This window comes from Tessaracoccus flavescens, assembly GCF_001998865.1.
In the GTDB taxonomy this organism is placed as follows: Bacteria; Actinomycetota; Actinomycetes; order Propionibacteriales; family Propionibacteriaceae; genus Arachnia; species Arachnia flavescens.
In genome coordinates this window covers 3,061,686-3,087,128 of sequence record NZ_CP019607.1, presented here as the reverse complement: position 1 = coordinate 3,087,128, position 25,443 = coordinate 3,061,686, and the positions used below count along the sequence as shown (strand labels likewise).

28 protein-coding genes and 1 pseudogene are annotated in these 25,443 nt (G+C 69.1%); 3 read left to right on the top strand and 26 right to left on the bottom strand.

Annotated features, from left to right (window positions below; all coding sequences use genetic code 11):
• Window position 1: 1 nt before the first annotated feature.
• Window positions 2-649, bottom strand: a complete 648-nt coding sequence (locus BW733_RS14970) for a hypothetical protein (RefSeq protein WP_077351727.1) — start codon at window positions 647-649, stop codon at window positions 2-4.
• Window positions 650-771: 122 nt separating this feature from the next.
• Between BW733_RS14970 and BW733_RS14965 the strand changes: the two genes are divergently transcribed.
• A complete protein-coding gene (locus BW733_RS14965) occupies window positions 772-1,125 on the top strand; it encodes a hypothetical protein (RefSeq protein ID WP_152024747.1) in 354 nt (117 codons plus the stop codon).
• A gap of 2 nt (window positions 1,126-1,127) precedes the next feature.
• Here the strand turns inward: BW733_RS14965 and BW733_RS20185 are convergent, their stop codons facing one another.
• From BW733_RS20185 to BW733_RS14955, 3 genes and pseudogenes are all read right to left on the bottom strand, one after another.
• Window positions 1,128-1,334, bottom strand: coding sequence for a magnesium transporter (locus BW733_RS20185; RefSeq protein WP_202970222.1), 207 nt, complete (start codon window positions 1,332-1,334; stop codon window positions 1,128-1,130).
• A 94-nt stretch (window positions 1,335-1,428) separates the two neighbouring features.
• Window positions 1,429-1,584, bottom strand: a pseudogene (locus tag BW733_RS20180) (hypothetical protein); the annotation flags it as partial.
• A 176-nt stretch (window positions 1,585-1,760) separates the two neighbouring features.
• Entirely contained in the window at window positions 1,761-2,528 is a 768-nt protein-coding gene (locus BW733_RS14955; RefSeq protein ID WP_077351723.1) for a DeoR/GlpR family DNA-binding transcription regulator, read from the bottom strand.
• Window positions 2,529-2,663: 135 nt separating this feature from the next.
• Here BW733_RS14955 and ptsP point away from each other — a divergent pair, with 135 nt between their 5' ends.
• On the top strand, window positions 2,664-4,328 hold the full coding sequence (gene ptsP / locus BW733_RS14950; RefSeq protein WP_077351721.1) for a phosphoenolpyruvate--protein phosphotransferase: 1,665 nt from the start codon (window positions 2,664-2,666) through the stop codon (window positions 4,326-4,328).
• A 297-nt stretch (window positions 4,329-4,625) separates the two neighbouring features.
• Here the strand turns inward: ptsP and BW733_RS14945 are convergent, their stop codons facing one another.
• From BW733_RS14945 to BW733_RS14875, 16 genes are all read right to left on the bottom strand, one after another.
• Window positions 4,626-5,672, bottom strand: coding sequence for a zinc-dependent dehydrogenase (locus BW733_RS14945; protein WP_077351719.1), 1,047 nt, complete (start codon window positions 5,670-5,672; stop codon window positions 4,626-4,628).
• Window positions 5,669-6,619, bottom strand: coding sequence for a PTS sugar transporter subunit IIBC family protein (locus tag BW733_RS20175; protein ID WP_237268223.1), 951 nt, complete (start codon window positions 6,617-6,619; stop codon window positions 5,669-5,671). Before BW733_RS20175 ends, BW733_RS14945 begins: the two co-directional genes overlap by 4 nt.
• A gap of 219 nt (window positions 6,620-6,838) precedes the next feature.
• The gene (locus tag BW733_RS20170) at window positions 6,839-7,276 is read right to left on the bottom strand and encodes a PTS transporter subunit EIIC (RefSeq protein WP_237268222.1); all 438 of its coding nucleotides are present in this window, start codon (window positions 7,274-7,276) and stop codon (window positions 6,839-6,841) included.
• Window positions 7,277-7,436: 160 nt separating this feature from the next.
• Window positions 7,437-8,462, bottom strand: coding sequence for a ketol-acid reductoisomerase (gene ilvC / locus BW733_RS14935; RefSeq protein ID WP_077351717.1), 1,026 nt, complete (start codon window positions 8,460-8,462; stop codon window positions 7,437-7,439).
• Between the two features lie 24 nt (window positions 8,463-8,486).
• Entirely contained in the window at window positions 8,487-8,990 is a 504-nt protein-coding gene (gene ilvN, locus BW733_RS14930; protein WP_077351715.1) for an acetolactate synthase small subunit, read from the bottom strand.
• Window positions 8,987-10,729 carry an acetolactate synthase large subunit gene (locus BW733_RS14925; RefSeq protein ID WP_077351713.1) on the bottom strand — a complete coding sequence of 581 codons (1,743 nt, stop codon included), beginning with the start codon at window positions 10,727-10,729 and terminating at the stop codon, window positions 8,987-8,989. Before BW733_RS14925 ends, ilvN begins: the two co-directional genes overlap by 4 nt.
• Before the next feature lie 261 nt (window positions 10,730-10,990).
• The gene (locus BW733_RS14920; RefSeq protein WP_077351711.1) at window positions 10,991-11,497 is read right to left on the bottom strand and encodes a hypothetical protein; all 507 of its coding nucleotides are present in this window, start codon (window positions 11,495-11,497) and stop codon (window positions 10,991-10,993) included.
• 104 nt (window positions 11,498-11,601) lie between these two features.
• Window positions 11,602-12,003, bottom strand: coding sequence for an HIT family protein (locus BW733_RS14915; RefSeq protein ID WP_077351709.1), 402 nt, complete (start codon window positions 12,001-12,003; stop codon window positions 11,602-11,604).
• 25 nt (window positions 12,004-12,028) lie between these two features.
• Complete coding sequence (gene hisF / locus BW733_RS14910) at window positions 12,029-12,790, bottom strand: imidazole glycerol phosphate synthase subunit HisF (protein ID WP_077351707.1); 762 nt, start codon at window positions 12,788-12,790, stop codon at window positions 12,029-12,031.
• 52 nt (window positions 12,791-12,842) lie between these two features.
• Window positions 12,843-15,596 carry a DEAD/DEAH box helicase gene (locus BW733_RS14905; protein WP_237268221.1) on the bottom strand — a complete coding sequence of 918 codons (2,754 nt, stop codon included), beginning with the start codon at window positions 15,594-15,596 and terminating at the stop codon, window positions 12,843-12,845.
• Window positions 15,597-15,644: 48 nt separating this feature from the next.
• The gene (locus BW733_RS14900; protein ID WP_237268220.1) at window positions 15,645-16,559 is read right to left on the bottom strand and encodes a diacylglycerol/lipid kinase family protein; all 915 of its coding nucleotides are present in this window, start codon (window positions 16,557-16,559) and stop codon (window positions 15,645-15,647) included.
• Window positions 16,556-17,425 carry a twin-arginine translocase subunit TatC gene (gene tatC / locus BW733_RS14895; protein WP_077351703.1) on the bottom strand — a complete coding sequence of 290 codons (870 nt, stop codon included), beginning with the start codon at window positions 17,423-17,425 and terminating at the stop codon, window positions 16,556-16,558. The genes BW733_RS14900 and tatC overlap by 4 nt, the downstream gene beginning before the upstream one ends.
• Before the next feature lie 3 nt (window positions 17,426-17,428).
• Window positions 17,429-17,662 (bottom strand): twin-arginine translocase TatA/TatE family subunit, encoded by a 234-nt coding sequence (locus BW733_RS19900; RefSeq protein ID WP_077351701.1) that lies wholly within the window; start codon window positions 17,660-17,662, stop codon window positions 17,429-17,431.
• A 52-nt stretch (window positions 17,663-17,714) separates the two neighbouring features.
• Complete coding sequence (locus BW733_RS14885) at window positions 17,715-17,900, bottom strand: hypothetical protein (RefSeq protein WP_077351699.1); 186 nt, start codon at window positions 17,898-17,900, stop codon at window positions 17,715-17,717.
• 9 nt (window positions 17,901-17,909) lie between these two features.
• Window positions 17,910-18,842 (bottom strand): helix-turn-helix transcriptional regulator, encoded by a 933-nt coding sequence (locus BW733_RS14880; protein WP_077351697.1) that lies wholly within the window; start codon window positions 18,840-18,842, stop codon window positions 17,910-17,912.
• On the bottom strand, window positions 18,839-19,771 hold the full coding sequence (locus BW733_RS14875) for a helix-turn-helix transcriptional regulator (protein ID WP_077351695.1): 933 nt from the start codon (window positions 19,769-19,771) through the stop codon (window positions 18,839-18,841). The genes BW733_RS14880 and BW733_RS14875 overlap by 4 nt, the downstream gene beginning before the upstream one ends.
• A 181-nt stretch (window positions 19,772-19,952) precedes the next feature.
• On the opposite strand from BW733_RS14875, the gene gluQRS reads away from it, so the two are divergent.
• The gene (gene gluQRS, locus BW733_RS14870) at window positions 19,953-20,849 is read left to right on the top strand and encodes a tRNA glutamyl-Q(34) synthetase GluQRS (RefSeq protein WP_077351693.1); all 897 of its coding nucleotides are present in this window, start codon (window positions 19,953-19,955) and stop codon (window positions 20,847-20,849) included.
• On the opposite strand, the gene BW733_RS14865 is transcribed toward gluQRS, so the two are convergent.
• From BW733_RS14865 to BW733_RS14840, 6 genes are read right to left on the bottom strand one after another with little or no spacing between them, the layout of a single operon-like run.
• A complete protein-coding gene (locus BW733_RS14865; RefSeq protein ID WP_161490255.1) occupies window positions 20,831-21,850 on the bottom strand; it encodes an FKBP-type peptidyl-prolyl cis-trans isomerase in 1,020 nt (339 codons plus the stop codon). The two genes, gluQRS and BW733_RS14865, sit on opposite strands and share 19 nt — an antisense overlap.
• Window positions 21,851-21,882: 32 nt before the next feature.
• On the bottom strand, window positions 21,883-22,620 hold the full coding sequence (locus BW733_RS14860) for a pseudouridine synthase (RefSeq protein ID WP_077351691.1): 738 nt from the start codon (window positions 22,618-22,620) through the stop codon (window positions 21,883-21,885).
• Complete coding sequence (scpB, locus tag BW733_RS14855) at window positions 22,613-23,203, bottom strand: SMC-Scp complex subunit ScpB (RefSeq protein WP_077351689.1); 591 nt, start codon at window positions 23,201-23,203, stop codon at window positions 22,613-22,615. Before scpB ends, BW733_RS14860 begins: the two co-directional genes overlap by 8 nt.
• A complete protein-coding gene (locus BW733_RS14850) occupies window positions 23,200-24,033 on the bottom strand; it encodes a segregation and condensation protein A (RefSeq protein ID WP_152024745.1) in 834 nt (277 codons plus the stop codon). The genes scpB and BW733_RS14850 overlap by 4 nt, the downstream gene beginning before the upstream one ends.
• Entirely contained in the window at window positions 24,030-24,395 is a 366-nt protein-coding gene (locus tag BW733_RS14845; RefSeq protein ID WP_077351685.1) for a hypothetical protein, read from the bottom strand. Before BW733_RS14845 ends, BW733_RS14850 begins: the two co-directional genes overlap by 4 nt.
• Entirely contained in the window at window positions 24,392-25,300 is a 909-nt protein-coding gene (locus tag BW733_RS14840; protein ID WP_077353046.1) for a ParA family protein, read from the bottom strand. Before BW733_RS14840 ends, BW733_RS14845 begins: the two co-directional genes overlap by 4 nt.
• Window positions 25,301-25,443: the final 143 nt, after the last annotated feature.

The following is a 25,443-nucleotide window of genomic DNA, read 5'->3' as shown; positions in this document are numbered from 1 at the left end:
GTCAGAGCCCTTCCTTGTCGAGGAGTTCGTCGATCTGTCCACGGAGGTCTGCCGCGGCGGCCTCGATGGCCGATGCGAGCGCCGCGTTGGCGGCCTCGACCGGCACCGTCGCCAGTCGGCTGCTCACCTGGAGGTCGATCAGGTTGCCGAGGGATCCGATGCGAAGACTCACCTCGCGCTCGTCTCCGCCCGTGCCGGACGCCTGCAGTTCGGCGATCCTCGCCGAAGCCGACTCGGCAGCGGCGAATCTGGAGCGCAACCTCTGGTTGACCTGGGCGAGCACGACCTCGGGCGGGGCATCGCCGTCGATGCCAGGAGGAAAACTGAACCGTCCGGGGCCGAGGCCCTTGGCCATCGGGGGAAGCGACGACTCGTCGATGTCGGCCACGATCACGCCGTCGACCTCAGCCCCGGTCGCGGCGCGGTAGAGGGCCGCGAGGTGGGCGCCCCACTGGGACGCGGGAAGCATCGGCGGATCGAGCAGGACCATCGACAGCAGCCGTCCGTCTGGGCCTGCCGTGACCTCGGCCGACTGGCTCATCGCCGTGCGGGACGGGGAGAGCATGCGGAGCCCCCTCGCCTCGAGGCGGAGCGAACGGGCCGCCTCCATCAGTCTCGCGGCGGCGGGAAGGTCGGGTCGCAGCGTCATACAGGCACCCTATGGCCTGATGGTGTCACCCGCGGCGGGTGCTCCTCCAGGCGCAGAGGGCCGCGAGCGGCCTACCCGACCCCACGCTCATCGGCACCCTGCGCGGGCGGTAGCCTGCCTGAATGGCACGGCCTCTCACCCCAGAAGAAGTAGGCTGGGCACGCTTCCTGATCAGTCACGGGGACACCCTTGAACAGGCCCCCGGAGTGACCGAACGCTTCGCCTGGCTCGACCGGTTGGACGACGCCCTCGTGACGCGCCCCTGCCCATGCGGGACCTGCCCGTCGGTCGAGCTCTCCGGTCCCGACGGTGTGTCGTTGGCAGGGCGCCCGGCACACGTCCTCTACGGCGGCACCCGGGACCTGCTCGTCCTGCTCCACATCGTCGACGAGCGCCCCGCCTATCTGGAGGGGGTGCCGACGTCGAACCACGACGTGTGCACCTTCCCCCCGGTGGAGACGGCGCAGCGGCGCTGAGCTCAGACGCCGAGGATGGCCTTCGCCATCATGAAGTAGATGACGAGCCCGGTGGCGTCCACGAGCGTCGTCACGAGCGGCGCGGACACGACGGCCGGGTCGATCCCGATCTTCCTGGCGATCAGCGGCATCGCCCCGCCGATGGTCGCCGCCCAGGCGCAGACCAGGATCAGGCTGCAGGCCAAGACCGAGGCGATCGACCAGCCCACGAACAGGGAGCCGACGATCAGGCCCGAGCACGGCGAGCGTCAGGCCGAGCAGGAACCCGACCCGCAACTCCCGCCACAGGACCCGCGGCAGGTCTGAGAAGCGCAGCTCACCCACCGCCAGCGCACGCACCGAGGCCGTCGCGGCCTGGGCGCCCGCATTGCCCCCGCTGTGCCCGGCCGAGATCACGACCCGGGCCACGTTGAGGCCCTTTCCGCCGGCCTGCTCGGTGACTCCGGAGGTGCGCTGCATCTGTCCGACCGTGAGCGGGCCGTCGAGCCCGAGCGTGCGATCGAGGCTCGGGTTCGCTGTGAGGGTGACCACTTCGTCAGCCATGTCTGCCTCCCGGGGACGTGTTACGACTGTTTATACCTGAGATTCACCCCAAAACTCAAGGGAATCACGAATAACCCAACACAAAGCCACATTCAGACCGCGTCGACGCGCAACCCCGAGGCACGCAGCGCCTCGAGCGACTCCTTCTCGAGCCGCCTGTCGGTGATCAGTGCGTCGATGTCCTCTGCACCTGCGAACCGGACGAGGTAGTCGGCCCCGAACTTCGAGGCGTCCGCCAGGACGTAGACGTGGCGGGCGGCGCGGACCATGGCCTGCTTGATCGCCGCCTCCGTAGGGTCGGGGGTCGAGAAGCCGTGCCCGACGGAGAAACCGTTCGCCCCGATGAAGGCGACGTCGACCTGGAGTCGCTCAAGGGTCGAGTAGGCCTCGGTGCCAACGGTGGCCTGCGTGACGCCTCGCACCTGGCCCCCGAGCAGCAGCACGTTCAGGTCGCCGCGCTCGGCCAGTTCGCCTGCGATCGGCACCGAGTTGGTCACCACCATCGAGACCCAGCCGGGCATTCCCGCGCACAGGCGCGCTGTCGTGGTGCCCGCGTCGAGCAGGACGGTGAGCTGGTCGCGCTCCGGGAGCAGGCTGATGGCGTGCTCCGCGATGGCCAGCTTCTGGGCGGGCGAGGTGACGTCGCGATCGCGCACGGAGGCCTCGGTGAGCCGCAGCTTGTCTGCAGGAACGGCTCCCCCGTGGACGCGGCTGAGGAGGCCTCGACCGGAGAGCGCGTCGAGGTCACGCCGGATGGTCTCGGGGGTGACGTCGTAGCGCGCGGCCAACTCCGTCACAGACACGCGACCGAGATTTCGCGCGAGGGTGACGATCTCGTGCTGACGCTCTTCCGCGTACATCACTGGCTCCAATCTGCACGGATCCCGGGAATCCTGCCGTTACGGACATGATCCCACAAAAACCAACCCTCTACATGTTGACTTCGTGGCCGCCCCCTGGCAACGATAGGGAGACTACTCATTGTGGAGGTTTCCATGGATTCACGCACCTTGCGTGGGACCGGCGTCGTCGCCGGGATCGCCTACGCCCCTGCCGCCTGGACCAGGCAGGCGCCCGTTCCCCCGCAGGTCTCGGGAACGGTCGCCGAGGAGGCCCGCCCCGACGAGGTCGCCCGCTTCAAGGCGGCGGCCGAGACTATCGCCCAGCGCTTCACCGAGCGCGCCAGCGCGGCGACCGGTGTCGCGACAGAGGTGCTCGGCGCGACGGCCGCCCTCGCCCGCGACCGGGGTTGGCTCCGCGCCGCGACCAAGCTGATAAGTTCCGGGGCGACCGCTGAGACCGCCACTGCCCAGGCGATCGAGCAGTTCGTCATCCAGTTCGAGAAGCTCGGCGGGATCATGGCCGAGCGCACCACCGATCTGCGCGACATCCGCAACCGCGTGATCGCTGAACTGATGGGGCTCCCGGAGCCCGGCGTGCCGAAGCCGACCCGTGAGGTGATCCTCTGCGCCGACGACCTGGCACCCGCGGACACCGCAGGACTCGACGCGACCCTGATCAAGGCGCTCGTGACGCGACTCGGCGGCCCGACCAGCCACACCGCCATCATCGCCCGCCAGCTCGGCATCCCGTGCGTCGTTGCCGCCGGTGGACTCGCCGACGTCGAGGAGGGCGAACTGCTGCTCGTCGACGGCACGAGCGGCGTGCTGACCCGCTCGTCCGATCCGAGCGAGGCGAAGCGTCTCGTCGGGCAGAGCGCGGCCCTGCAGGCGGAGATCCGCACCTGGGAGGGGCCGGCGCAGACCGCAGACGGCGTCGCCGTCCAGCTCCTTGCCAACGTGCAGGACGGGGCGGCCGCGCGCAAGGCTGCTGGGACCCACGCGGAGGGAATCGGCCTGTACCGCACCGAGCTGAGCTTCCTCACAGCGCAGACGGAGCCGTCCGTCGCCGAACAGGCGCGCATCTACGGCGAGGTGTTCGCGGCCTTCCCCGACCAGAAGGTCGTCGTGCGCACCCTCGACGCAGGGTCGGACAAGCCCGTCCCGTTCGCCAACCACGAGCATGAGGAGAACCCGGCGCTTGGCGTGCGCGGCATCAGGCTCGGCTGGACCAACCAGGGCCTCGTCGACCGGCAGCTTGACGCCATCGCGCAGGCGGCTGAGGACAACAACGTCAGCGCCCCGTGGGTGATGGCGCCGATGGTGGCCACCGTCGACGAGGCGTACGAGTTCGCACAGAAGTGCAGGGCCCGTGACCTGAAGCCGGGGATCATGGTCGAGGTTCCGGCCGCCGCCCTGCTTGCCGACGCCTTCCTCGCCGAGGTGGACTTCTTCTCGATCGGCACCAACGACCTCACGCAGTACACGATGGCGGCCGACCGGATGTCGTCACACCTCGCGACGCTGACCGACCCCTGGCAGCCTGCGGTGCTTCGTCTCGTGCAGCTGGCCTGCCAGGCGGGCGAGCGCGCGGGCAAGCCGGTCGGGGTCTGCGGCGAGGCCGCGGCGGATCCGCTGCTTGCCTGCGTGCTGATCGGGTTGGGCGTCTCGTCGCTCTCCATGGCCATGACGGCGATCCCGAGCGTCGGCGTGCAGCTCGGGAAGGTCACGATGGAGCGCTGCCGCGAGCTGGCGACCGCCGTGGTCGACGCCCGCAACTCGCGCGACGCCAAGGAGTTGGCCGTCTCGATGCTGCTGTGACGCAGACCTCCTGAAAGTCGACGGCCGGGTCCCTGACGGGGCCCGGTCGTCTGTCGTGCCCGGCCGCCGGCCCGAGGCCGCATCCCTCAACAGCGCCAGGCGCCGCCGATCCGAGGGCGGAGGCCGCGGCGTTGAGTGACGAGGGCCGCTCCCCCGGGGCCTTGCGACGGCGCCCAGGCGGACACGCGGGAGCCGACAACGACCCTGGGAGACGCCTCACCTGAGATTCGGCCGCCCGCCCCGACGACGAAACGGCCGGGCTCCCGAAGGAGCCCGGCCGACACGCCCTGGGGAGGCTCACGGTTCGATCGTCACCTTGATCGCCTTGCCAGCCGCGACGATGTCGAGGGCCTCTGCGGCCTTCTCGAGCGGCAGGTGCTCGGTGATCAGGTCGGCGACCGGGATCCGGCCGTCCGCGATGTAGCTCAGCGCCTGACGGTGCTGCGCCGGCGAGGAGCCGTTTGCGCCGTGGATGTGCAGCTGGCGGTAGTGCACCAGGTTGCTGTCGAGCGTGATGGTCGGGTTCGTCTTCGGCAGGCCACCGAAGAACGAGATCCGGCCGTTGCGGGCAGCCATGGCGACCGCCTGCTCCTGCGTGACGTTGGCCGGGGTGGCCGTGATGATGACGTCCGCCCCGCGGCCCTCGGTGAGCCGCATGATCTCCTGGACCACATCCACCTTCGAGGAGTCGATCACGATGTCGGGCTGCACCGCGGCGGCCGACAGCGCGAGTCGCTCCGCGTTGATGTCGACGAGGACGACGGTGCCGACCTCGTACAGGCCGCGGGCGACGCGGATGTGCATGCAGCCGATCGGGCCGGCGCCGAAGACGACCGTGAAGTCGCCCTTCTCGATGCCGAGCTGCTCCTGGGCGTTGATGGCACAGGCGAGGGGCTCCGCCGCGGAGGCCTCGTCGAAGCCGACGCCGTCGGGGATGCGGTTGACACCGTCGACCGCGAGCACGGCCTTCGGGACGATCATGTACTCGGCGAACCCGCCGTCGTACTGGTAGCCCATCGAGGTCTGGTTCTGGCAGACCTCCATCCAGCCCTTGTCACACTCGTAGCAGTCGCCACACGGGACGGCGGCGATGACCTGTACGCGCTCGCCCACCGTGAAGTCGCGTGGGGCCTCCGCCCCGACCTCGACCACCTCGCCCGCGATCTCGTGTCCCATGATGGTGACCCGGGTGATGTTGACGTGGCCGTTGGCGCGGATCTTGACGTCCGTGCCGCAGGTCGAGCAGTTGCGTACGCGGATCTTGATCTGGTCCGGGCCGCACACCGGCTCCGGGACGTCCTCGATCCTCACGTCTCCTGGGGCGTGGTAGCGAAGTGCCTTCATGAATGGATCTCCTCTTCCTGGGGGGTCAGAAGCTCGAGGACCTCGTCGACGCTTGTCGCGGTACGCAGTCGCTCGGAGTTGGACTTGGCCTTCCTGGCGGGGGCGGCCACGGATGCCGGGGCGGCCGCCTCGGCCGGCGCAGCGCCGCTTGCCTCACCGAGTCCGTTGGCGGTCAGGTCGCGGCCCTCGCGGATCGCCTGCTCGACCCGGTCGAAGGCGGGGTCGCCCATGTAGGTCTTGAACGCGACGATGAGGCTGCCGGGAACGCGCTTGGCCGCTCGGGCGGCGAGGCCCTCCTGGGTCAGGACGACCGTGGTGTCGATCGGGATCTCGTCGACGGGCGTGTGGATCACCTCGACGCCGTAGGGGCTGAGCTTCTTCTTCAGCTGCCCTGCGACCATGACGGAGGAACCCATGCCCGCGTCGCACGCGACGACGACCTTGCGGATGTCGCCACCGGCGACGGCGGAGACGTCACCGCCCGGGGCGGCGGTGCCGGTCGCGGCGGCTGCGGCCGCCACCTCTGCGCTGTCGTCGGAGCCCTTGCCGAACTTCAGCAGGGCTGCGGCGATGATGAACGAGACCGCGGTCGCCGTGGCGACGGTGAGCAGCATCGAGACGTGCCCGCCGGGAGGGGTCACCGCGAAGTAGGCGAGGATAGAACCGGGCGACGGCGGGGCGGAGAGCCCTGCGCCGGTCAGGGACGCGACCAGCAGGCCGGACATCGAGCCGCCGATGGTGGCGAGCAGCATGACGGGGCGCATCAGCACGTAGGGGAAGTAGATCTCGTGGATGCCGCCGAAAAGGTGGATCACGATGGCGCCGGAGGTGGAGCCGCGCAGCGACTTGGGGCCGAAGAACATGAAGGCAAGGAGCAGACCGAAGCCCGCACCGGGGTTGGACTCGACCATGTAGAGAATCGAGCGGCCGGTCTCCTGGACGTCCATCGCCGCCAGCGGCGTGAAGAAGCCGTGGGTTGATGGCGTTATTGAGGAACAGCACCTTCGCAGGCTCGACGAAGATCGAGGCGAGCGGCAGCAGGTTCGCGGCGACGAGCCACTGGACGCCACCGGCGAGGACGCCGATCAGCACCGAGAAGATCGGGCCGACCCCGAGCGTGCCGAGGATGGCGAGCAGCATGCCGATGATGCCGAGCGAGAACTTGTCTACGACCATCTCGAAGCCTGGGCGGACCGACCGTCGATCAGCTTGTCGAACTGCTTCAGGATCCAGGCGGCGAGCGGGCCCATGATCATGGCGCCGAGGAACATCGGCGTGCCGGTCAGGGTCGAGAAGTCCTCGATACCGCCCATGATCACGCCGGCCGTCGCGATCGCACCGATCACGGCACCTCGCTGCTGGTGGACCATGCGGCCACCCGTGTAGCCGATCAGGATCGGGAGCAGGAAGTACAGCATCGGGCCGACGAGACCGGCGAGGGTCGCATTCGGGAGCCCGCCCTTCTCGATGAACAGCGCTGTGATCAGGCCCCACGCGATGAACGCGCCGATGTTCGGCATGATCATGGCGGCGAGCTTGCCGCCGAATCGCTGGATCCTGGCCCGGACGCCGGAGCATTCGAGATTCTTGTTGATCGGAAACACAGGCCATGTCAAGGCAAACCCAACAATTCCCATGTCTGGTTATGTGGTTTTGTCGGATCGAGGCTCCCGTTCCGGCTTCTCTCCCATGCCGCGACCTTCGCCGACGACGCGAGGGCCGGCACCCGGGTGGGTGCCGGCCCTCGACGCGGTGCTGTGACGATCAGCGAGCGGCGGTGCCCTCGGTGTAGTCGTCGTTGCTCTTGACCCAGCTCATCAGGCCGCGCAGCTCGCGACCGGTCGCCTCGATCGGGTGGGCCTCACCCTTGGCGCGCAGTTCCTTGAACTCGGGGGCTCCCGCGTCCTGGTCGTCGATGAAGCGCTTGGCGAAGGTGCCGTCCTGGATATCGGCGAGGATGGCCTTCATGTTCTCCTTGACGCGGGCGTCGATGACGCGCGGGCCGGAGACGTAGTCGCCGAACTCGGCCGTGTCGGAGATCGACCAGCGCTGCTTGGCGATGCCGCCCTCGTACATCAGGTCGACGATGAGCTTCAGCTCGTGGAGGCACTCGAAGTAGGCGACCTCAGGCTGGTAGCCGGCCTCGACGAGAGTCTCGAATCCGGCCTGGATCAGCGCGGAGGCACCGCCGCAGAGCACGGCCTGCTCGCCGAAGAGATCGGTCTCGGTCTCCTCGGTGAAGGTGGTCTTGATGCCACCCGCACGCAGGGCGCCGATGGCGCGCGCGTAGGAGAGGGCGAGCGGCCAGGCGTTGCCGGTCGCGTCGACCTCGACGGCGATGATGGCGGGAACGCCACGGCCGTCGACGTACTCGCGGCGCACCAGGTGGCCCGGGCCCTTGGGGGCGACCATGCACACGTCGACGCCCTCGGGGGCCTGGATGTAGCCGTAGCGGATGTTGAAGCCGTGCGCGAAGAAGAGCGCGTCGCCCTCGGTGAGGTAGGGCTCGATCTCCTCCTTGTACAGCTTGCGCTGCACCTGGTCGGGCGCCAGCACCATGATCAGGTCGGCCTCCTCGACTGCCTCCTGGACGGGAAGCACGCGCAGCCCCTCGGCCTCGGCCTTGGCGGCCGACTTCGAGCCGGGGCGAAGACCGATCCGGACGTCGACGCCGGAGTCACGCAGGTTCAGCGCGTGGGCGTGGCCCTGCGAGCCGTAACCGATGACGGCGACATGACGGCCCTGGATGAGCGACAGGTCGGCGTCGGTGTCGTAGAACATGTCTGCCATGGGTGGGTTCTCCTTGTTTGGTTTCTACTTAGCTTTTTCGGCGAGGATCTTCGTGCCGCGCCCGAGCGCGACCTGACCCGACTGGACGATCTCGATGATGCCGTGCGGCTGGAGCATCTCCAGCAGGGCGGCGAGCTTCTCGTCGCTTCCTGTCGCCTCGACGGTGATGGTCTCGGACGACACGTCGACGGCCTTGCCGCGGAAGAGCGACACGACGTCGATGACCTGGCTGCGGGTGTGCACGTCGGCGCGCACCTTGACCAGCACCATCTCGCGGCGCACCGAGTTCTCCCCCAGTTCGAGCACCTTACGCACCTCGACGAGCTTGTTGAGCTGCTTGACGATCTGCTCGAGCGTCGCGTCGTCGTGGACCTGGGCGACCACCGTCATGCGCGAGACCTCCTCGCGCTCGGTCGGGCCGACGGCGAGGGACTGGATGTTGAAGCCCCGCCTCGAGAACAGCGAGGCGATGCGGGCGAGGACGCCCGGCCGGTTGGAGACCAGGATCGACAGGGTGTGGTTCTTCACAGCACTTCCTCTTCCCAATCGGGGGCCATGTCGCGGGCGACCTTGATCTCATCATTGCTGGTTCCGGCGGGGACCATCGGCCAGACCATGGCGTCCTTGTTGACGACGAACTCCACCACGACCGGACGGTCGTTGATCTCGAGGGCCTGCTGGATCGCGGCCTCCATCTCGACCTCGTTCGTGGCGCGCAGGCCGACGCAGCCCATCGCCTCGGCGAGCATGGGGAAGTTCGGCACCGACTCGGTGTTCAGGTCGGTGTTCGAGTAGCGGCCGTCGTAGAATAGCGACTGCCACTGCCGCACCATGCCGAGCACGTTGTTGTTGATCACGGCGATCTTGATCGGGATGTTGTTGACCGCGCAGGTGACGAGCTCCTGGTTGGTCATCTGGAAGCAGCCGTCGCCGTCGATGCCCCAGACCGTGGCGTCCGGATTCGCGACCTTGGCACCCATGGCGGCTGGCACGCAGAAGCCCATGGTGCCTGCACCGCCGGAGTTGATCCAGTGCGCCGGCTTCTCGTGAGGCAGGAAGTGCGCGGACCACATCTGGTGCTGCCCGACTCCCGCGACGTAGATGGAGTCGGGCGGGCTGAGCTGACCGATCCGCTGGATGACCTCCTGCGGGGAGAGCCGACCGTCGGGCGCCTCCTCCCAGCGGGGCTGGTAACGGGCCTTCATGGAGGCGAGCAGGCGACGCCATGCGTCCGCCTCGGGCTTCTCGTAGGCCTCGATCGCCTCGTTGAGCTGGGTCAACGTCTGCTTGACGTCGCCGACGATCGGGATGTCGACCGCCTTGTTCTTGCCGATCTCGGCGGGATCGATGTCGGCATGGATGATCTTGGCCTCGGGCGCGAAGCTGTCCAGCTTCCCGGTGACCCGGTCGTCGAAGCGGGTGCCGAGCGCGATCAGCAGGTCGGCCTTCTGCAGCGCGCCGACGGCCGCGACGGTGCCGTGCATGCCGGGCATGCCCATGTTCAGCTCGTGGGTGTCCGGGAACACGCCCCGCGCCATCAGGGTCGTGACCACGGGGATGTGGGTCTTCTCGACGAAGGCTGCCAGTTCCTCATGGGCGCGGGCCAGCGTCACTCCGCCGCCGACGTAGAGGACGGGTCGCTTTGACTCCGAGATCATCTTCGCCGCCGCACGGATCTGACGGGCGTGCGGCTTGATCGTCGGCTTGTAGCCGGGCAGGTCGAGTTCCTCGGGCCACTCGAAGGGGGCCTTCGCGACGAGCGCGTCCTTTGCGATGTCGACGAGCACCGGCCCCGGGCGACCGGTGGAGGCGATGTGGAAGGCCTCCTTGATCGCGAGGGGGATGTCCGCGACGTCCTTTATCAGGAACGAGTGCTTGGTGATCGGCATCGTGATGCCGCGGATGTCGGCCTCCTGGAAGGCGTCGGTGCCGATCGCGGTGCTGTTGACCTGGCCGGTGATGGCCACCATCGGGGTCGAGTCCATGTAGGCGTTGGCGATCGCCGTGACCAGGTTGGTTGCGCCGGGTCCCGAGGTGGCGATGCAGACGCCGACCCTGCCCGAGCTCATGGCGTATCCCTCGGCTGCGTGCCCCGCGCCCTGCTCGTGCCGCACGAGGATGTGACGGATCTTCGAGTCGTAGAGAGGATCGTAGGCCGGGAGGATGGCACCGCCTGGAATGCCGAAGGCTACATCGACACCCATTCGTTCGAGGGACTCGACGAGGGCCTGCGCCCCCGTCAAGGTCTGACCGTCGGTGATCGCCATAGCCTCTCCCTTCTTGTCGGCCGGCGGGGTGTACCCAAGAAAAAACCCCCGGGCCCGGGTGGGCACACGAGGGAGCGCTTCGGAGCGGATTCGCCGCGAAGCGCTATTTGATAAGTACGAGCCAGCTGGTGGGCATGGGTACACCTTTGTCGCTGCCGCGGTCGCTGTCAACCCTTCGACCACGTCGTTCCGGAATATAAGACGGACGGGCCGGGACCCGAGGTCCCGACCCGTCCGGTCAGCGTGGTGTCAGCGTGTCGCTCAGGCGTCGCCGAGCTGGCGATCCTCGACGACCGTGGTGCCTCCGGCCGGCTTCAGGCTGGTCAGCGCCCAGCCGATGAACCCGATGATCAGGCCGAGGCCCACCACGAGGGCTGCGACGCCGTAGGCGATGACCGAGCTGAACAGCGAGGCGCGGAGGAAGGAGCCGTTCATGACCGTGTTGCGCTTGGTCTGGTACTCCTCGGCGAGGGCCTCGTCACCGGCTTCCTTGGCCTCGGTGGCCTTTGCGCCGAGCTCGGCGTAGGTCAGGCCATCGGAGGCCTTCACGGCGTGCATGTTGATGGCGTCGGCCTGGGCGTAAGCGGTGAGGGGACCGCCGACGGGCTTGCCCGCGAAGGCGCCGCCCATGAGGGCCGAGTCACCGGGAACGGTGATCTTCTCGGCCCGAAGCTGCGAGGTGACCATGCCCCAGGTGAGTGCACCCGCGACGATCATGACAATCCCGGCAATGATCGACACGATGCCGACGATCTTGGTGGCCTTCATTGAGGTCCCTTCTCATTTGTAGGGCGCGTCCACGCCTTGTGATGTCCCTAAACGTATTGAGGGCCTAACCAAGGGGGCCTACTTAAGCCCCCGGAACCCCTCTGCTACGCCTTGTAGTTTACCCGATTCCAGGTGGTCTCTGCCTCCTCCGTGACGGGGGTCTTGAGGTTCGCGATGCCGGGAGAGGACGCGTACCTCGGCAGGACGTGGACGTGGGCGTGGAACACCTCCTGGCCCGCCACCGCGCCGGCGTTTGAGACGATGTTGCAGGCGTCGGCGCCGAGCCGGTCCTGCAGGGTGCGGGCGACCATCGCGACCACCGGGCCGAGTTCGGCGAGCACCTGGTCGTCCGCGATCACGTTCTCGACGTGACGCTTCGGAATGACGAGGGTGTGGCCCACCTGCCAGGGGGCGATGTCGAGGAAGGCGAGGGCGTCGTCGTCCTCGTAGATCTTCTTCGCCGGGATCTCGCCCGCGACGATGCGGCAGAACAGGCAGTCGGTCATGTCGGTCTCCTTCGGGTTGGGGTGTTCAGCGGACCTCGAAGCCCGCCTCGCGCAGGCCGTCCTTCACCTGGTTGACTGTGAGGGTGCCGTAGTGGAAGACGCTCGCGGCGAGGACGGCATCGGCCCCCGCCCGGGCCGCCTCGACGAAGTGCTCGACGGTGCCCGCCCCGCCTGAGGCGATCAGGGGCACGTCGACCACCTCGCGGACGGCGCGGATCATCTCGAGATCGAAGCCGTCCGTGGTGCCGTCGGCGTCCATCGAGTTGAGCAGGATCTCGCCGACGCCACGGTCGCAGGCCTCCTTCGCCCACGCGATGGCGTCCACGCCCGCCGAGCGTCGGCCACCGTGGGTGGTGACTCCGTAGCCAGACTCCATGCCCGCCTCGCGGCGCGCGTCGAGCGACAGCACCAGCACCTGGTTGCCGAAGGTCGCGGCGATCTCGCCGATGGCGTCGGGGCGGGCGAGCGCCCCGGTGTTGATCCCCACCTTGTCCGCCCCGGAGCGCAGCAGCAGGTCGACGTCGGTGACGCTTCGCACCCCTCCCCCGACGGTGAGCGGGATGAAGACGGTCTCCGCGCAGCGCGCGACCATGCCACGGGTGGTCTCCCTGCCGTCGGAGGAGGCGGAGATGTCGAGGAAGGTCAGCTCGTCGGCCCCCTCGGCCGAGTACCGGGCGGCGAGTTCCACGGGGTCGCCCGCGTCGCGGAGCTTCGTGAAGTTCACCCCCTTCACGACACGCCCGTCGTGGACGTCGAGACAGGGGATCACACGCAGCGCTACAGACACAGGCGTCAGGCTACATGCCCTCAGCCGTGTCCGCTCCCCCGTGCCTGCCTGCTCAGTCCTCGTTCATGTCGGCCGCCACCACGCCCCTGCGCATCGAGTCGGCGACGGCGTGGCAGGTCCGGCGCAGGTCGCCCGGGCCGACGGCCGCCGCCAACTGGCCTGCCAGGTCGATCACCTGGCGCACCCAACGCACGAAGTCGCCCGCTGCCATGCCGGTGTTGGCGAGCACCTTGGACAGGTCCTGTCCGCTGGACCAGCGCCACGCCGCCTCCGCGAAGCCGATGTCTGGCTCACGGCCCCGGTCGCGCTTGTGTTTGCGTTCGAGCTGGCCGACCTCGCGCCACACCATCCTGAGCTGCGACTGCGCGCGTTCGGAGGCGGCGTCGGGCATCCGCGGATGGGCGGCGTCGCGGCTCGGCCTCGACTCGAAGACGAGCGTGGAGAGGACGGCGGCGAGTTGGGCGGGGTCGAGGCCTTCGAAGACGTCGCGCCTGATGCATTCGGCAGCGACGAGATCGAGCTCGTTGTAGATGCGGCGCAACATCCGGCCCGCGTCGGTGAGCCGGTCGTCGTCGAGGTAGCCGAGCTCGTCGAGGACGGCGCACACCCTGTCGAACTGGACGGCCAGCGAGTTCGCCCTCCCGGTGGTCTGCTCCTCGACCCTCCTCGCCTCGCGCTCGATCCGGATCACCCGCGCCGCCTCGACGGCGTGCAGTTCGCGGTCCGGGCACGCGTGCACCGGATGGGCACGGAGCTCGGCGCGCAGCGTGGCGATCTGCGCGGCGACCGCGTCATCGGTCGGGATCGCCGTGTCGGGGATCTCCGGGTCGAGCTCCTCGATCTTCGCCGACATGGCGCTCAACAGGGCACGGCGCGAGCGCCGGTCCCGCAGCGAGAAGTCGCGCGGCACCCTGGCGCGCCCGACCGGCACCAGCGGGCCGCGCAGGTCGTGCGGCTGAAGCTTGAGGACGGTGTGGTCGCCCGAGATGGTCTGCACCCACGGCTCACCGTCGCGCTTGACCTTCTGACCCACCCGCAACACGACCGACCAGCCCTGGCGCGGCACGTGCACGATGTCGCCGGGCATCAACTGGGTCATCGACTCCGAGACCTGGTCGGCCGCCTCTGCGCGGCGCGCCTTGGACGACGACGCCTCGAGTGCGCTGATCTCGTCGCGCAGCCTCGCGTACTCCATGGCGTCGCCCTGCTCGCAGTACACGGCCTCGCGTGCGGCCTCGAGATCGGCCTGCAGCGAGCGCTCGACCCGTGCAGCCTTCACGACCGTCTTGTCCGTCTGGAACTGGGCGAAGGACTGCTCCAGCAGCTCGCGCGAGCGCTCCGGCCCCATGGTCGAGATGAGGTTGACCGCCATGTTGTAGGTCGGCGCGAAGCTGGAGCGCAGCGGATAGGTGCGCCGGGATGCGAGGCCCGCTACGGCCCTAGGGTCCATCCCCGCCTGCCAGAGCACGACGGCGTGGCCCTCGACGTCGATCCCACGGCGCCCCGCGCGGCCGGTGAGCTGGGTGTACTCCCCCGGCGTGATGTCGACGTGTGCCTCGCCGTTGTACTTGACGAGCTTCTCGATCACGACGGTGCGCGCTGGCATGTTGATGCCGAGCGCGAGGGTCTCGGTCGCGAAGACGAGCTTGAGCGCTCCGGACGCGAAGCCCTCCTCCACGATGGCCTTGAATGCAGGCAACTGGCCAGCATGGTGTGCGGCGACGCCCGCCATCAGGGCGTCGCGGAAGCGCTCGTAGTCGAGGGCGTCCAGATCGGCCCGGCTGAGGTTTGCCACGTGCCGGTCGGCGATCTCGCCGAGCAGGCTGGCCTCCGCCCGGTTGGTGAGCGTGATCCCCGCGTCGGCCACCTGACGCACCGCGGAGTCGCAGCCGATCCGGCTGAAGATGAAGTAGATGGCGGGCAGCAGGTTCGCCCGGTCGAGCACGATCGCCACCTCGGCGCGGCTGGTCGGCCTTCCCGCGAAGCGGGGGTGGGTGGAGCCGCCGTACTGGCCCGACCCTCGCGACCGGTCGTTCTTCCCGCGCCCGGAGCGGCCGCGCGGGCGCCGCGAGTCGTCGCGCACCCGGCCGCCCTCGCCCTTGCTGACGGCGAGCAGTTCGCGGTTGACCTTCACCGCGCGCTCGGAGGGGAGCTCGCGCGCGGTGGGCGCGGTTCCCTCGAACAGGTCGAGCAGCCGCCGCCCGACGAGCACGTGCTGGAAGAGCGGGACGGGGCGACGCTCGGAGACGACGACCGCGAAATGGCCGCGGACGGTGCGCAGCCACTCTCCGAAGTCCTCGACGTTGCTCACGGTCGCCGACAGGGCGACGATCTGCACGGACTCGGGAAGGGCGAGGATGACCTCCTCCCAGACGGCGCCGCGGAACTTGTCAGCGAGGTAGTGCACCTCGTCCATCACGACGAAGCCCAGGTTCTTCAGCGTCGGGGACGAGGCGTAGATCATGTTGCGCAGCACCTCGGTGGTCATCACCACGATCTGCGCCTCGGAGTTGATCGACGAGTCGCCGGTGAGCAGGCCGACCCGTTCCGGGCCGTAGCGCTCGACCAGGTCGTGGTACTTCTGGTTCGACAGGGCCTTGATGGGCGTGGTGTAGAAGCACTTGCGCGAGGTCGCGATGGCCATGTGCACGGCGAACTCACCGACGACGGTCTTGCCTGCACCCGTCGGGGCGGCCACGAGGACGCCTGCTCCGGCAGCGAGTTCCTCGCAGGCGCTCAACTGGTAGTCGTCGAGTTGGTACGGGTACAGCTTGGCGAAGTCGCTCACCTCAGGGCTCTGGTTCACCCACCCAACCTACTCGGTGGCTGTTCCCGCCGTCCGCAGCGGCGCAGGTCAGCCGACGATGAGGTTCAGGATCCCGGGCACGGCCTCGACCCGCGCGGGCACCTCGCCCATCTCCTCGCCGTCGCCCGTCACGAAGAGGTCGTCCCCGTCGAACTCGACGACCTTTGCGCGGAGTCGCTCGACGACGGGGTTCGTGACGAACTTGCCGCTGTAGACCGACGGGAGCAGTCGGAGCAGCTTCGTGCGCGAGGCCTCGTGGATGATCGTGACGTCGAGCAGGCCGTCGGTCGGGTCGGCGTCGGGGGCGATCCGCATGCCGCCGCCGAAGATGCCGGTGTTGGCGATGGCGACCATCATGGCGCTCACCTCGTGCTGCACGCCGTCGATGGTGAGCCGGTAGCGCAGCGGATCGAAGGAGGCCAGCTCCCGCAGGGCGATGTAGCCGTAGCTGAGCGCGCCGAAGCGGAGCCTGATGTCGTTGGTCGCCCGGTTGACGCGCGCGTCGTAGCCGCTGGAGACGACCGCCCCGACGTAGCGCGAGCCGCTCGCGTTCGTCAGCAGCGAGAGGTCGAACCGGCTGGCCTTGCCCCTGATCAGCGCCTCGACCGCCTCCTTGACGCTGCCCGGCACGCCGGCCCCTCGGGCGAGGTCGTTGCCGGTCCCGGCGGGGATGACGGCGAGGGTCGCGTCGGTGCCTGCGCACGCGTTGAGGCCGAGATGGGCCATGCCGTCGCCTCCCATGACGGCGACGATGTCTCCCGGCTGCGCGGTGAGCGCGACCGATCGGGTCAGGTCGCGGGCCTGTTCGAAGGAGGTGGAGGTGACGACGTGGAGTTCGGCGTCGGGCAACCCCTCGCGGAGTCGCGCTGCGACCTTCGGCAGCGCGCGGCCCGCCTTTCCACCGCCGGAGCGGGCGTTGCACACGACGCTGACGAGGCGTCGCTTCGCGAGTTCGACGCTCACTTGCCGTCGGCCAGATCGATGGCGAACTCCTCCGCCTGTTCCTCCGAGATGCCGCGCTTCTTGTCCCATGCCCGGCAGATGACCTCTGCGATGAAGAACATGCCGGTGACGGGGACCGCGAGGGCGAGCATGGAGAAGGGGTCGGTCGTCGGAGTGGCGACCGCGGCGAGCACGACGCTGCCGAAGATGACGCCCTTACGGGCCTTCTTCAGCTGGTAGCCGCGCACGACGCCTGCCATGTTCAGCCCGACCACGACGACGGGGAGCAGGAAGCTCAGCCCGAAGACGATCATCACCTTGATCTCCATGCCCAGGAAGTTCTGGAGGTCAAGCAGGTTGGTGATCCCCTTGTTGTCGGGGGTGAAGCCGAGGAGCATCTCGATGCCCTTCGGCCAGACGATGTAACCGAGCGCACAGCCGGCGAAGAACAGCGGGAGCGAGACGCCCACGAAGGTCAGCGCGTAGCGCTTCTCCTTGGCCACGAGGCCCGGCGCAACGAAGGCCCAGACCTGCCACAGCCAGATCGGCGCTGCGATCGCGACACCGCCGAGGACGCAGACGATCACCGCGAGCGTGAACGGCTGGGTGACGCCGGTGTTGACGATCTCCAGACTTGCCCCGGACGCCTCGAGGGTCCGCTTCGCGCGCTCCCAGGGGGCGAGGAAGAAGTCGATCAGCCAGGTGTAGAAGAAGATGCAGATCAGGGCCCCGACGATGATGCCTGCGGCGGCGACCGTGACGCGGTAGCGCAGCTCCCGCAAATGGTCGTACAGCGACATCGTCCCACCGGGACCGCCCTGCGGGGGCCGCAGCCAACCGAACCGACGGGGCTTCTCCTCCGTCGATGCAGCAGATGCGGCCGTCATGGATCAGTTCTCGGTCTTGTGGTTGTTCTCGACCCGGTTGCGGTCGATCTCGGGCTGGACGATCTCGGCGTCCACGACCTCGGGGTTCTGGGGCTTCTCCTCGACGCCCTTGACCTCGTCCTTGAACTCACGGATCGAGCGACCCATGCCCTTGCCGACTCCGGCGAGGCGCGAGCCGCCGAACAGCAGCAGGGCCACGACGAGCACGATGGCCAGTTCCCATCCACCAGGTGGCATGGTTTTTCCCTTCCTTGGCAGCGACTACGCGCCGCTGCGTTCACCAGACAGTCTAGTCGCGCCTGCCCGGGGGAAGCTCAAGCTGTCCCAGCAGGGCGGTGACCTGGGTGACCCGGTCTTCGACGACCGCGATCTCGTGGCGGACGTCGCCCACCTTCTGGACGAGCAGCACCGCGTAGACGACGAGCGCGATGAGTCCCGCCGCCGCCAGGATGCCGATGATCACGATCCAGGTCACGCGGGAATGCTACTCCACGTCGTGCGGATAATGCGCGAGCGCCTCCCTGGCACGGGACTTCGCCTCGGCGTGAAGGTCGGCATCGGAGACGTCGACCACCGAGACACCCAGCCTGAGAATGAGCCCGATGGCCCAGTCGCGTGAGGCGACGGGGAAGGTGACGCACAGGCCGTCACCCGTCTCGACGACGGAGGTGGTCGGAAAGTACTCGGCGATCCACCGCGCGTCGTCGCGCACCGTCAGGCTCAGCCGCTCCGGGACGTCGTCGAACCATCCCGTCGGCGGCTCGCCGCGCGGCTCGAAGCGCTCGTCCGAGAGTTGGACCGCCTGGATCCGGTCGAGCCGGTAGCTGCGCCAGGCCCCGCGTGGGCGGCTCCAGGCGTCGAGGTACGAGTAGCCGTCCACGAGCCTCAGCCGGGCGGGCTCGACCTCGGCGACGGACCCGTCCGGCGTTCCGGGGCGCCGGTAGGTGAGCGTCACGACGCGGCGTTCGGCGATGGCGGTGCTGAGCGCGGCGCGTCGGCCGGGATCGGTCGGGGTGACGGCGACGCTCACCCGGTCGTCCTCGCTGCCGACGGCCGCCTCGAGCTTGCGCAGGGCGGTGGCGGCCGCGTCCGACTCCCCCGCGACGTCGACGACGAGCCTGAGCGCAGCGAGCAGGCTCGCCGCCTCCGCGGGGCGCAGGCGCAGCGGTCGGTTGAGGACCTCCGCGTTGCGGAAGTCGATGCGTCCCTCGTCCCGGACGGCCTCGATGTCCACGTCGAAGAGGTCGTCGATGTAGCCTCCCGGGAGCCCGCAGAACTGCAGCACCTCGAGGTCGCGGATGATCTGCCTCGGGGGGACGCCGAAGGCCTCGGCGACGGCCGAGACCTGGACGCCGGGCCGTGAGCTCAGGTAGGGCACGAGACGCAGAAGTCGCGTGAGCTGTTCCCCGGATCTCATGCCGAGACCTCCCTCAGATGTTGGATCAGCTGGGCACGCAGCTCCGGCGGGTCGAGCAGGACGGCGTCGGGGCCGGCGGCCGCGACCTCGCCGACGATCGCGTCACGGGTGACCAGTGCGACCCGTACGGCGGTGTATCCGTCGGGGACCGGTGCGGGCCAGTCGACGGGCTCCACGTCGCCGAAGTTGTGGGAGATGCCGTCGCGCAGGGCAACGACGGCGGTGGCGTCGTTGCTCGGCTCGAGCCGGTTCGACCACTCGAGCGCCTCGGCTGGGACCTCGAACGCGCCGGGTCTTCCGACCTGGGCCGCGGGGGCGGTGAAGCGGGAGAGTTTGAAGAACCGGTCGGCCCCTCGCTCGGGATCGTAGCCGAAGGCGTACCAGCGTCCGCGGCGCTGCAGCATCCGCCAGGGCTGGAGCCGGCGGGGTCGTCCCGCGTAGCCGAAGGAGACCTCGACCCGCCGCACGACGGCGTCGTAGACGATGTCGAAGTCGGGCTCGGCGATGCTGACCTGCGGGCGCACCGTCGGGACGAGCGACGGGTCGGGCGCAGCCCCTCCGGCGCTGAGCGCCTCGAAGGCCTGGGCCGTGTGATCCGCCGCGACGCTGTCCTGCCACACCTGGCCGGCCAGGGCCAGGGCGGACAGCTCCGCCGCGGTGAAGGCGATCTCCGGCAGTTCGAAGTCGGCCCGGTTGATCCGGTAGCCCTCCTCGTCTTCGAAGAGGACGTCGTTGCTTCCCGTCTCGATGCTGACGCCGATCGCCCGGAGTTCCTCCTTGTCGCGCTCGAACTGGCGCTCGAACGCCGAGTCGCTCGAGCCTCGGTACGCCTCCACGATCTCGCGCAGCTCCCGCTTGGTGAGGAAGCGACGCGTGCTGAGCAGGGCGATGAGCAGGTTGACCAACCGCTCGGACTTCCTGGCTGACATGCCAGTCAGGCTACTCGATGCTCCGCGCGTGACCACGGCGCCACCACGCTCGATGCAAGGGTCTCAGATGAGCACTTTTCCGGGTTCGTTGCGCTTCGGGCGCGATGTGTTCGCTCGCAGACTCGACGAGTCCGGGAAAGTGCTCAAGGCGGCACCCAGCATGACCGGGCAAGATTGACCCATGATCGTCGACCGCTACGCGCCGAGTCCGACCTCGGACCTCCACCTGGGCAACCTGCGCACCGCGCTGGCCGGATGGCTGCTCGCGCGCAGCGCAGGCGGAAGGTGGCTGATGCGGGTCGAGGACCTCGATACCGCCCGGGTGCGGGCGGCCGCCGGCGTCGAGGCCCGCCAGCTCGCCGATCTCGCCTCCCTCGGACTTGGCTGGGACGGCGACGTGGTGCGCCAGTCGGAGCGCCTCGAGCTGTACCGGGACGCGGTCGCCTCGCTTCCCACCTACGAGTGCTTCTGCACGAGGCGCGAGATCGCCGAGGCGGCCTCGGCGCCGCACGACGGGTACCGCGCCTACCCGGGCACCTGCCGCGAGCTCACCGCGGCGCGCCGTGCGCAACTGCGGGCAGTCCGCTCCCCCGCGATCCGGGTGGACGCGCGCGGCGCCAGCTTCACCGTCGACGACGTGCACGCCGGTCCGGTCACGGGCGAGGTGGACGACTTCGTCCTCGTCCGCGGGGATGGCCAGTACGCCTACAACCTCGCGGTCGTGGTCGACGACGTCGCGATGGGCGTCAACCACATCACGCGCGGGGTCGACCTGCTGAGCTCGGCGCCACGACAGGCGTGGCTGACTGCCCAGCTCGGCGGCTCACCCGCGACCTACGCCCACATCGGGCTGGTGCTCAACGCCGAAGGCCAGCGACTCGCCAAGCGCGACGGCGCCGTCTCGCTGCGGGACCTCGCCGCCGACCCGTCGGAGGTGCTGGCGCTGCTCAGCTCCTCGCTCGGTCTCGGCGAGTGCCGCACGACCGAAGAAGCGCTGGCCGCCATGCCTGGCGATCAGCGCTTCTTTCAGGGTGCGACCTGGGTCGACGGGGCGTTGGCTCAGGAAGCCGCGGCCTGAACGTCGAGGATGTCGATCACGTAGACAAGCGTCTGGTCCGGCGCGAGCGACGGCGTGGCGCTCGGCCGACCGTCGGGGTAGGCCTGCGCGGGCGGGACGACAAGCAGCACGCGCGACCCGGCGGGCTGGCCGACGAGTCCCTTCTGCCAGCCCTGGATCAGCTTGGGAAGCGGGCCGGCCTGGGCCTGCCAGGCGTCCTCGAGCAGGGCTCCGTCAGCGAAGTTCCAGCTGCGGTACTTCACGGAGACGGTGGAGTCGGCGGCGACGGGAGCGCCCGTGCCCTTGATCAGCGGCTGGATCTGCAGCTCGGTCGGAGCCTTCGCTCCCGCGGGGATGGCGATCTCCGGCTTGCCGTCCTTCAGCGTGACGGCGGGGAGCCCTGCTGCAGGGGCGACCGGCTCACCCGTCGCCTCGTCGAAGCTGGCCGAGAGGATGTCGACGACGAAGATCAGGGAGTCGCCGGGCGCGATGCGGCCGTCCTGGGTGCCCTGCGGGTACCCGTCCTCCGGGGTCACGCCGATCACGACGCGGGAACCGACCTGCTGGCCCTGGAGGCCGAGCTTGAAGCCGGGGCGGAGACCATCCAGCGGGAACGACGCCGGGGCGCCGCGCTCGTAGGAGCTGTCGAAGATCTCGCCCGTGCGGCCGTTGACGCCGACGTAGTTGATCGAGACGGTCGCCGTCTCACCGACCTTCTGCGCGCTGGTGCCCGGCTTGAGCACCTTCGACTGCGTCTTGGCGATCGCCCAAGGCGTCTCGACGGTCACGACCGGGGTGTCCTCGTCACTGACCTTCACCGCGCTCAGGTCGGCCGCAGGCGAGACCGAGGCCGTCGGGGTCGGCGTCGCGGCGGGGCTCACAGACTGGGCCGCGCTCGGGGTCGGTGCGATCGACGTCTCGGTGGCGCCGGGGTCCTCGCCACCGCAGGCGCTGAGCGTGATCAGCGCCGCCGCGGCGGTCCCGAGGAGGACGCGTCGGAGGTTTTTCGAGGTTGAAGTCACGCCGGAAATGGTAGCTGAGGGTGCCAACACACTCACATCTTGATCAGATCGAGCAGGGCCCCGAGCTCCTCGCGGGAGAGTTCCCGCGTCTCCCCGACCGGAAGGGTGCCGAGCCGGACGGGACCGATCCGGGTGCGTCCGAGGCGGTCGACGGGGTGTCCGACCGTGTCCATCATGCGGCGAACGACGCGGTTGCGCCCCTCGTGCAGCGTGATCTCGAGCAGCGTCTTCGACTGGCTGCGCGAGATCAGCTTGACCTTGTCGGGCTTGACTGGCCCGTCCTCGAGGGTGACCCCCTTCTCGAGCCGCTTGAGGGTGCGGTTGTCCATCACCCCCGCCGCCTGGACGTGGTAGGTCTTCGGCACCTCGTAGCTGGGGTGCGCGAGCCGGTGGGCGAACTCCCCGTCGTTGGTGAGGATGATCAGGCCCTCGGTCTCGGTGTCGAGCCGTCCGACGTGGAACAGCCGCTCCTTCGTCCTCGGCAGGTAGTCGCTGAGCGTCGGGCGCCCCTCGGGGTCGTCCATGGTCGACACGACGCCGCGCGGCTTGTTCAGCACCAGGTACATGTGGCGCCGCGGCGGCGGGATCCGCGAGCCGTCGACGCGGATGTGATCGGTCTCCGGGTTGACCCGCATCCCCTGCTCGGTCACGACCTTGCCGTTGACCTCCACGCGGCCCTCGTCGATCAGGATCTCGCTTGCCCGGCGCGAGGCGATCCCGGCAGCCGCCAGCACCTTCTGCAACCGGATGCCCTCGGTGTCTTCACTCATCGGTGTCCTCCTCCGCCGGGTCCGGGCCGGGCTCCGCGCCGGCCAGTTGCCCCAGTTCAGCCTCCAAGGCTACGGCGTCAGGCAGCAACGGCGCCAAGTCGGGCAGTTCGGCGAGCGAGTTGAGGCCCAGCTTCTGCAGGAAGAGCGGGGTCGTGACGAACGTCATGGCCCCGGTGACGGCGTCGCCTCCGTCCTCCCGGATCAGGCCGCGCACGAGCAGCGTCTTGACCACCCCGTCGACGTTGACGCCGCGCACCGAGGCGACCCGTCCGCGGGAGACGGGCTGCAGGTAGGCGATCACCGACAGCGTCTCCAAGGCGGCCTGGCTGAGCCGCGACCGCTGTTCGGAGACGAGCCAGGCCTCGATCTCCCCGGCGACCTGTGGATCGGTCGCGAACCGCCAGCCGCCCGCCACCGCCCGCAGCCGGATCCCGCGCTCGTGCCGGTCGTAGAAGTCGGCGACGGCGCGCAGCTCGGCCTCGACGGCGTCGGCCGGTGCATCGAGCGCCGCGGCCAACTCGTCGACAGTGGTCGGCTCGGTTGCCATCAGCAGCATGGCCTCGAGGGCCGATGCGAGGCTCATGTCTGCTCCTCTTGTTCGGTGGGACCGTATTCGTCTGTGACCTCGACCGCTTCCTCGTCGCCCCCCGTCCAGCGGATGGTCAGCTCGCCAAGTGGCGAGAGCTGCTCGAGCGCGACCTGGCTGGCGCGGAACAGCTCAAGCACGGCGAGGAAGCGCACGACGGTGGTGAGCCTGTCGCAGCCGGCGATGAGCGAACGGAAGGTCGCCGCTCCCCCGTCGCGCAGCATCTGAGCGACCTTTGCCACCTGCTCGGAGAGGCTCACGGTGCTTGCGTGCAGATGTGAAAGTTCGACGATGGGCTCGGGTCGCGGTGTCATCGCCTGGGCGGCCAGCCTGGCCACGTCGTCAGCGGTGAGCTTCAGCTCGACCTCGGGAAGCACGTCGCGGAACTGTTCCTCCAGCCCGCCCGGGCGCCAGTAGGTCGTCTCGGCCGCGGTCATCGTGGCGGCGATCCACTCGGCGAGCTTCTTGAACGCGCGGTACTGCAGGAGCCGGGCGAACAGCAGGTCGCGCGCCTCGAGCGCGGCGATGTCCTCGGGATCGGTGACCTCGCCCCCGGGAAGCAGGCGGGCGGCCTTGAGGTCGAGCAGGGTGGAGGCGACCAGCAGGAACGATGAGGTCTTGTCCAGATCCCACACCTCCCCGCCGACGCGCACATAGGCGATGAACTCGTCGGTCACCTGGCTGAGCGCCACCTCGGTGACGTCGAGTTCGCGCCGCGAGATCAGGTTGAGCAGCAGGTCGAAGGGGCCCTCGAAGTTGGTGAGGTGCACCTCGAACCCGGCGACGGAGTCGCGAGGCTGGCCCCCGGCCGCCTTTGCCCGGCTCACGATCCCAGTTCGTCGACCAGGTAGGAGTCCGCGCCCTGTTCGGCGAGGTCGGCGAGCGCCCGTGCCACCGCGACCCGGACGATGCGTCCGCGGTCGACGCGGATGCCGTGGCTGCGCCGCAGGTCGAGGTTGGCGTCCTCGAGGGCGAGGAGCTCCTCCTCGCTGAAGTAGACGGTGATCTTGTGGTCGTGGCGCACGCGGCCGCTCGCCGCGGGCTTGCCCTCCTGCGGCTCGGTCTCCTTGGAGGCCTTCTGCTTCTTCTCCGGTGTCGGCTCCGGCGCGGGTGTCGGCTCGGGCTCAGGGACCGACCGCGTCGGCCTGAAGAGCTCGGAGGCGCCGGGCAGCGATGCTCGCCTGCTCACTCTTCTTCGCACCTCTGGAGTACCTCGCGCGCCAGCTGGCGGTAGGCGTCGGCGCCCGGCGAGGCGGAGGCGTAGGTGGTGATCGGCTCTCCGGCGACCGTCGTCTCCGGGAACTTGATGGTGCGCCGGATGACGGTGTGGAACACGTCGTCGCCGAACGCCTGGACGACGCGTTCGAGCACCTCGCGGCTGTGCAGGGTGCGGGCGTCGTACATGGTGCCGAGGATGCCGAGCACTCCGAGGTCGGGGTTGAGCCGGTCCTGGACCTTCGAGATTGTGTCGGTGAGCAGCGCGATGCCGCGCAGGGCGAAGAACTCGCACTCCAGGGGCATGATCACATAGTCGCTGGCGGTGAGCGCGTTGATCGTGAGCAGGCCGAGGCTCGGCGCGCAGTCGATCAGGATGAAGTCGTAGTCCTTGCGCAGCGGCCGCAGCACGCGGGTCAGGGTCTGCTCTCGGGCGACCTCGCTGACGAGCTGCACCTCGGCGGCCGAGAGGTCGATGTTGCTCGGGAGGATGTCGAGGCCGTCGACGCTCGACTCGCGGATCACCTCGTCTGCGGTGTGGTCGCGCGAGAGGAGCAGGTTGTAGATCGACGTGTCAAGCGTGTGCGGGTTGACGCCGAGGCCGACCGAGAGCGAACCCTGCGGATCGAAATCGACGAGCAGCACCTTGAAGCCGATCTCGGCGAGTGCGGCGCCGAGGTTGATGGTGGTGGTCGTCTTGCCGACTCCACCCTTCTGGTTGCACATCGAGATGATGGTCGCGTGCTTCGGGCCGTCGGCAGGTTTGCGTGGCTCCGGGAAGTCGGGAAGGGGTCGCCCCGTAGGCCCGACGGCTCCGGTGTCGACGAGCGTCGACGAACCCGGCGCGTCGGGAACAGCGAACTGAGGACCCTCGAACAGCCCTTCTTCAGCCACGTCGCTTCCTTCCTTCTGCGGTGTGCAACCACCCTAGTATGCCGGGACGGCGGCAGGCCATGAGCCCCCGACCGATGATCGACCCGCCGGGGCACGGCCTCGACCCGTGCGGGGGTGGGCGCTGCCGG

Excerpts from the sequence above, each read along its gene's own strand:
- BW733_RS14970 (WP_077351727.1), bottom strand. The coding sequence starts at position 649 with ATGACGCTGCGACCCGACCTTCCCGCCGCCGCGAGACTGATGGAGGCG.
- BW733_RS14925 (WP_077351713.1), bottom strand. The coding sequence starts at position 10,729 with ATGGCGATCACCGACGGTCAGACCTTGACGGGGGCGCAGGCCCTCGTC.
- scpB (WP_077351689.1), bottom strand. The coding sequence starts at position 23,203 with ATGAGCCTCGCATCGGCCCTCGAGGCCATGCTGCTGATGGCAACCGAG.
- ilvC (WP_077351717.1), bottom strand. The coding sequence starts at position 8,462 with ATGGCAGACATGTTCTACGACACCGACGCCGACCTGTCGCTCATCCAG.
- BW733_RS14945 (WP_077351719.1), bottom strand. The coding sequence starts at position 5,672 with ATGAAGGCACTTCGCTACCACGCCCCAGGAGACGTGAGGATCGAGGAC.
- BW733_RS20175 (WP_237268223.1), bottom strand. The coding sequence starts at position 6,619 with ATGGACGTCCAGGAGACCGGCCGCTCGATTCTCTACATGGTCGAGTCC.
- BW733_RS14860 (WP_077351691.1), bottom strand. The coding sequence starts at position 22,620 with ATGAGTGAAGACACCGAGGGCATCCGGTTGCAGAAGGTGCTGGCGGCT.
- BW733_RS14875 (WP_077351695.1), bottom strand. The coding sequence starts at position 19,771 with ATGTCAGCCAGGAAGTCCGAGCGGTTGGTCAACCTGCTCATCGCCCTG.
- ptsP (WP_077351721.1), top strand. The coding sequence starts at position 2,664 with ATGGATTCACGCACCTTGCGTGGGACCGGCGTCGTCGCCGGGATCGCC.
- BW733_RS14965 (WP_152024747.1), top strand. The coding sequence starts at position 772 with ATGGCACGGCCTCTCACCCCAGAAGAAGTAGGCTGGGCACGCTTCCTG.
- BW733_RS14955 (WP_077351723.1), bottom strand. The coding sequence starts at position 2,528 with ATGTACGCGGAAGAGCGTCAGCACGAGATCGTCACCCTCGCGCGAAAT.
- BW733_RS14920 (WP_077351711.1), bottom strand. The coding sequence starts at position 11,497 with ATGAAGGCCACCAAGATCGTCGGCATCGTGTCGATCATTGCCGGGATT.
- gluQRS (WP_077351693.1), top strand. The coding sequence starts at position 19,953 with ATGATCGTCGACCGCTACGCGCCGAGTCCGACCTCGGACCTCCACCTG.
- BW733_RS19900 (WP_077351701.1), bottom strand. The coding sequence starts at position 17,662 with ATGCCACCTGGTGGATGGGAACTGGCCATCGTGCTCGTCGTGGCCCTG.
- BW733_RS14880 (WP_077351697.1), bottom strand. The coding sequence starts at position 18,842 with ATGAGATCCGGGGAACAGCTCACGCGACTTCTGCGTCTCGTGCCCTAC.
- BW733_RS14915 (WP_077351709.1), bottom strand. The coding sequence starts at position 12,003 with ATGACCGACTGCCTGTTCTGCCGCATCGTCGCGGGCGAGATCCCGGCG.
- tatC (WP_077351703.1), bottom strand. The coding sequence starts at position 17,425 with ATGACGGCCGCATCTGCTGCATCGACGGAGGAGAAGCCCCGTCGGTTC.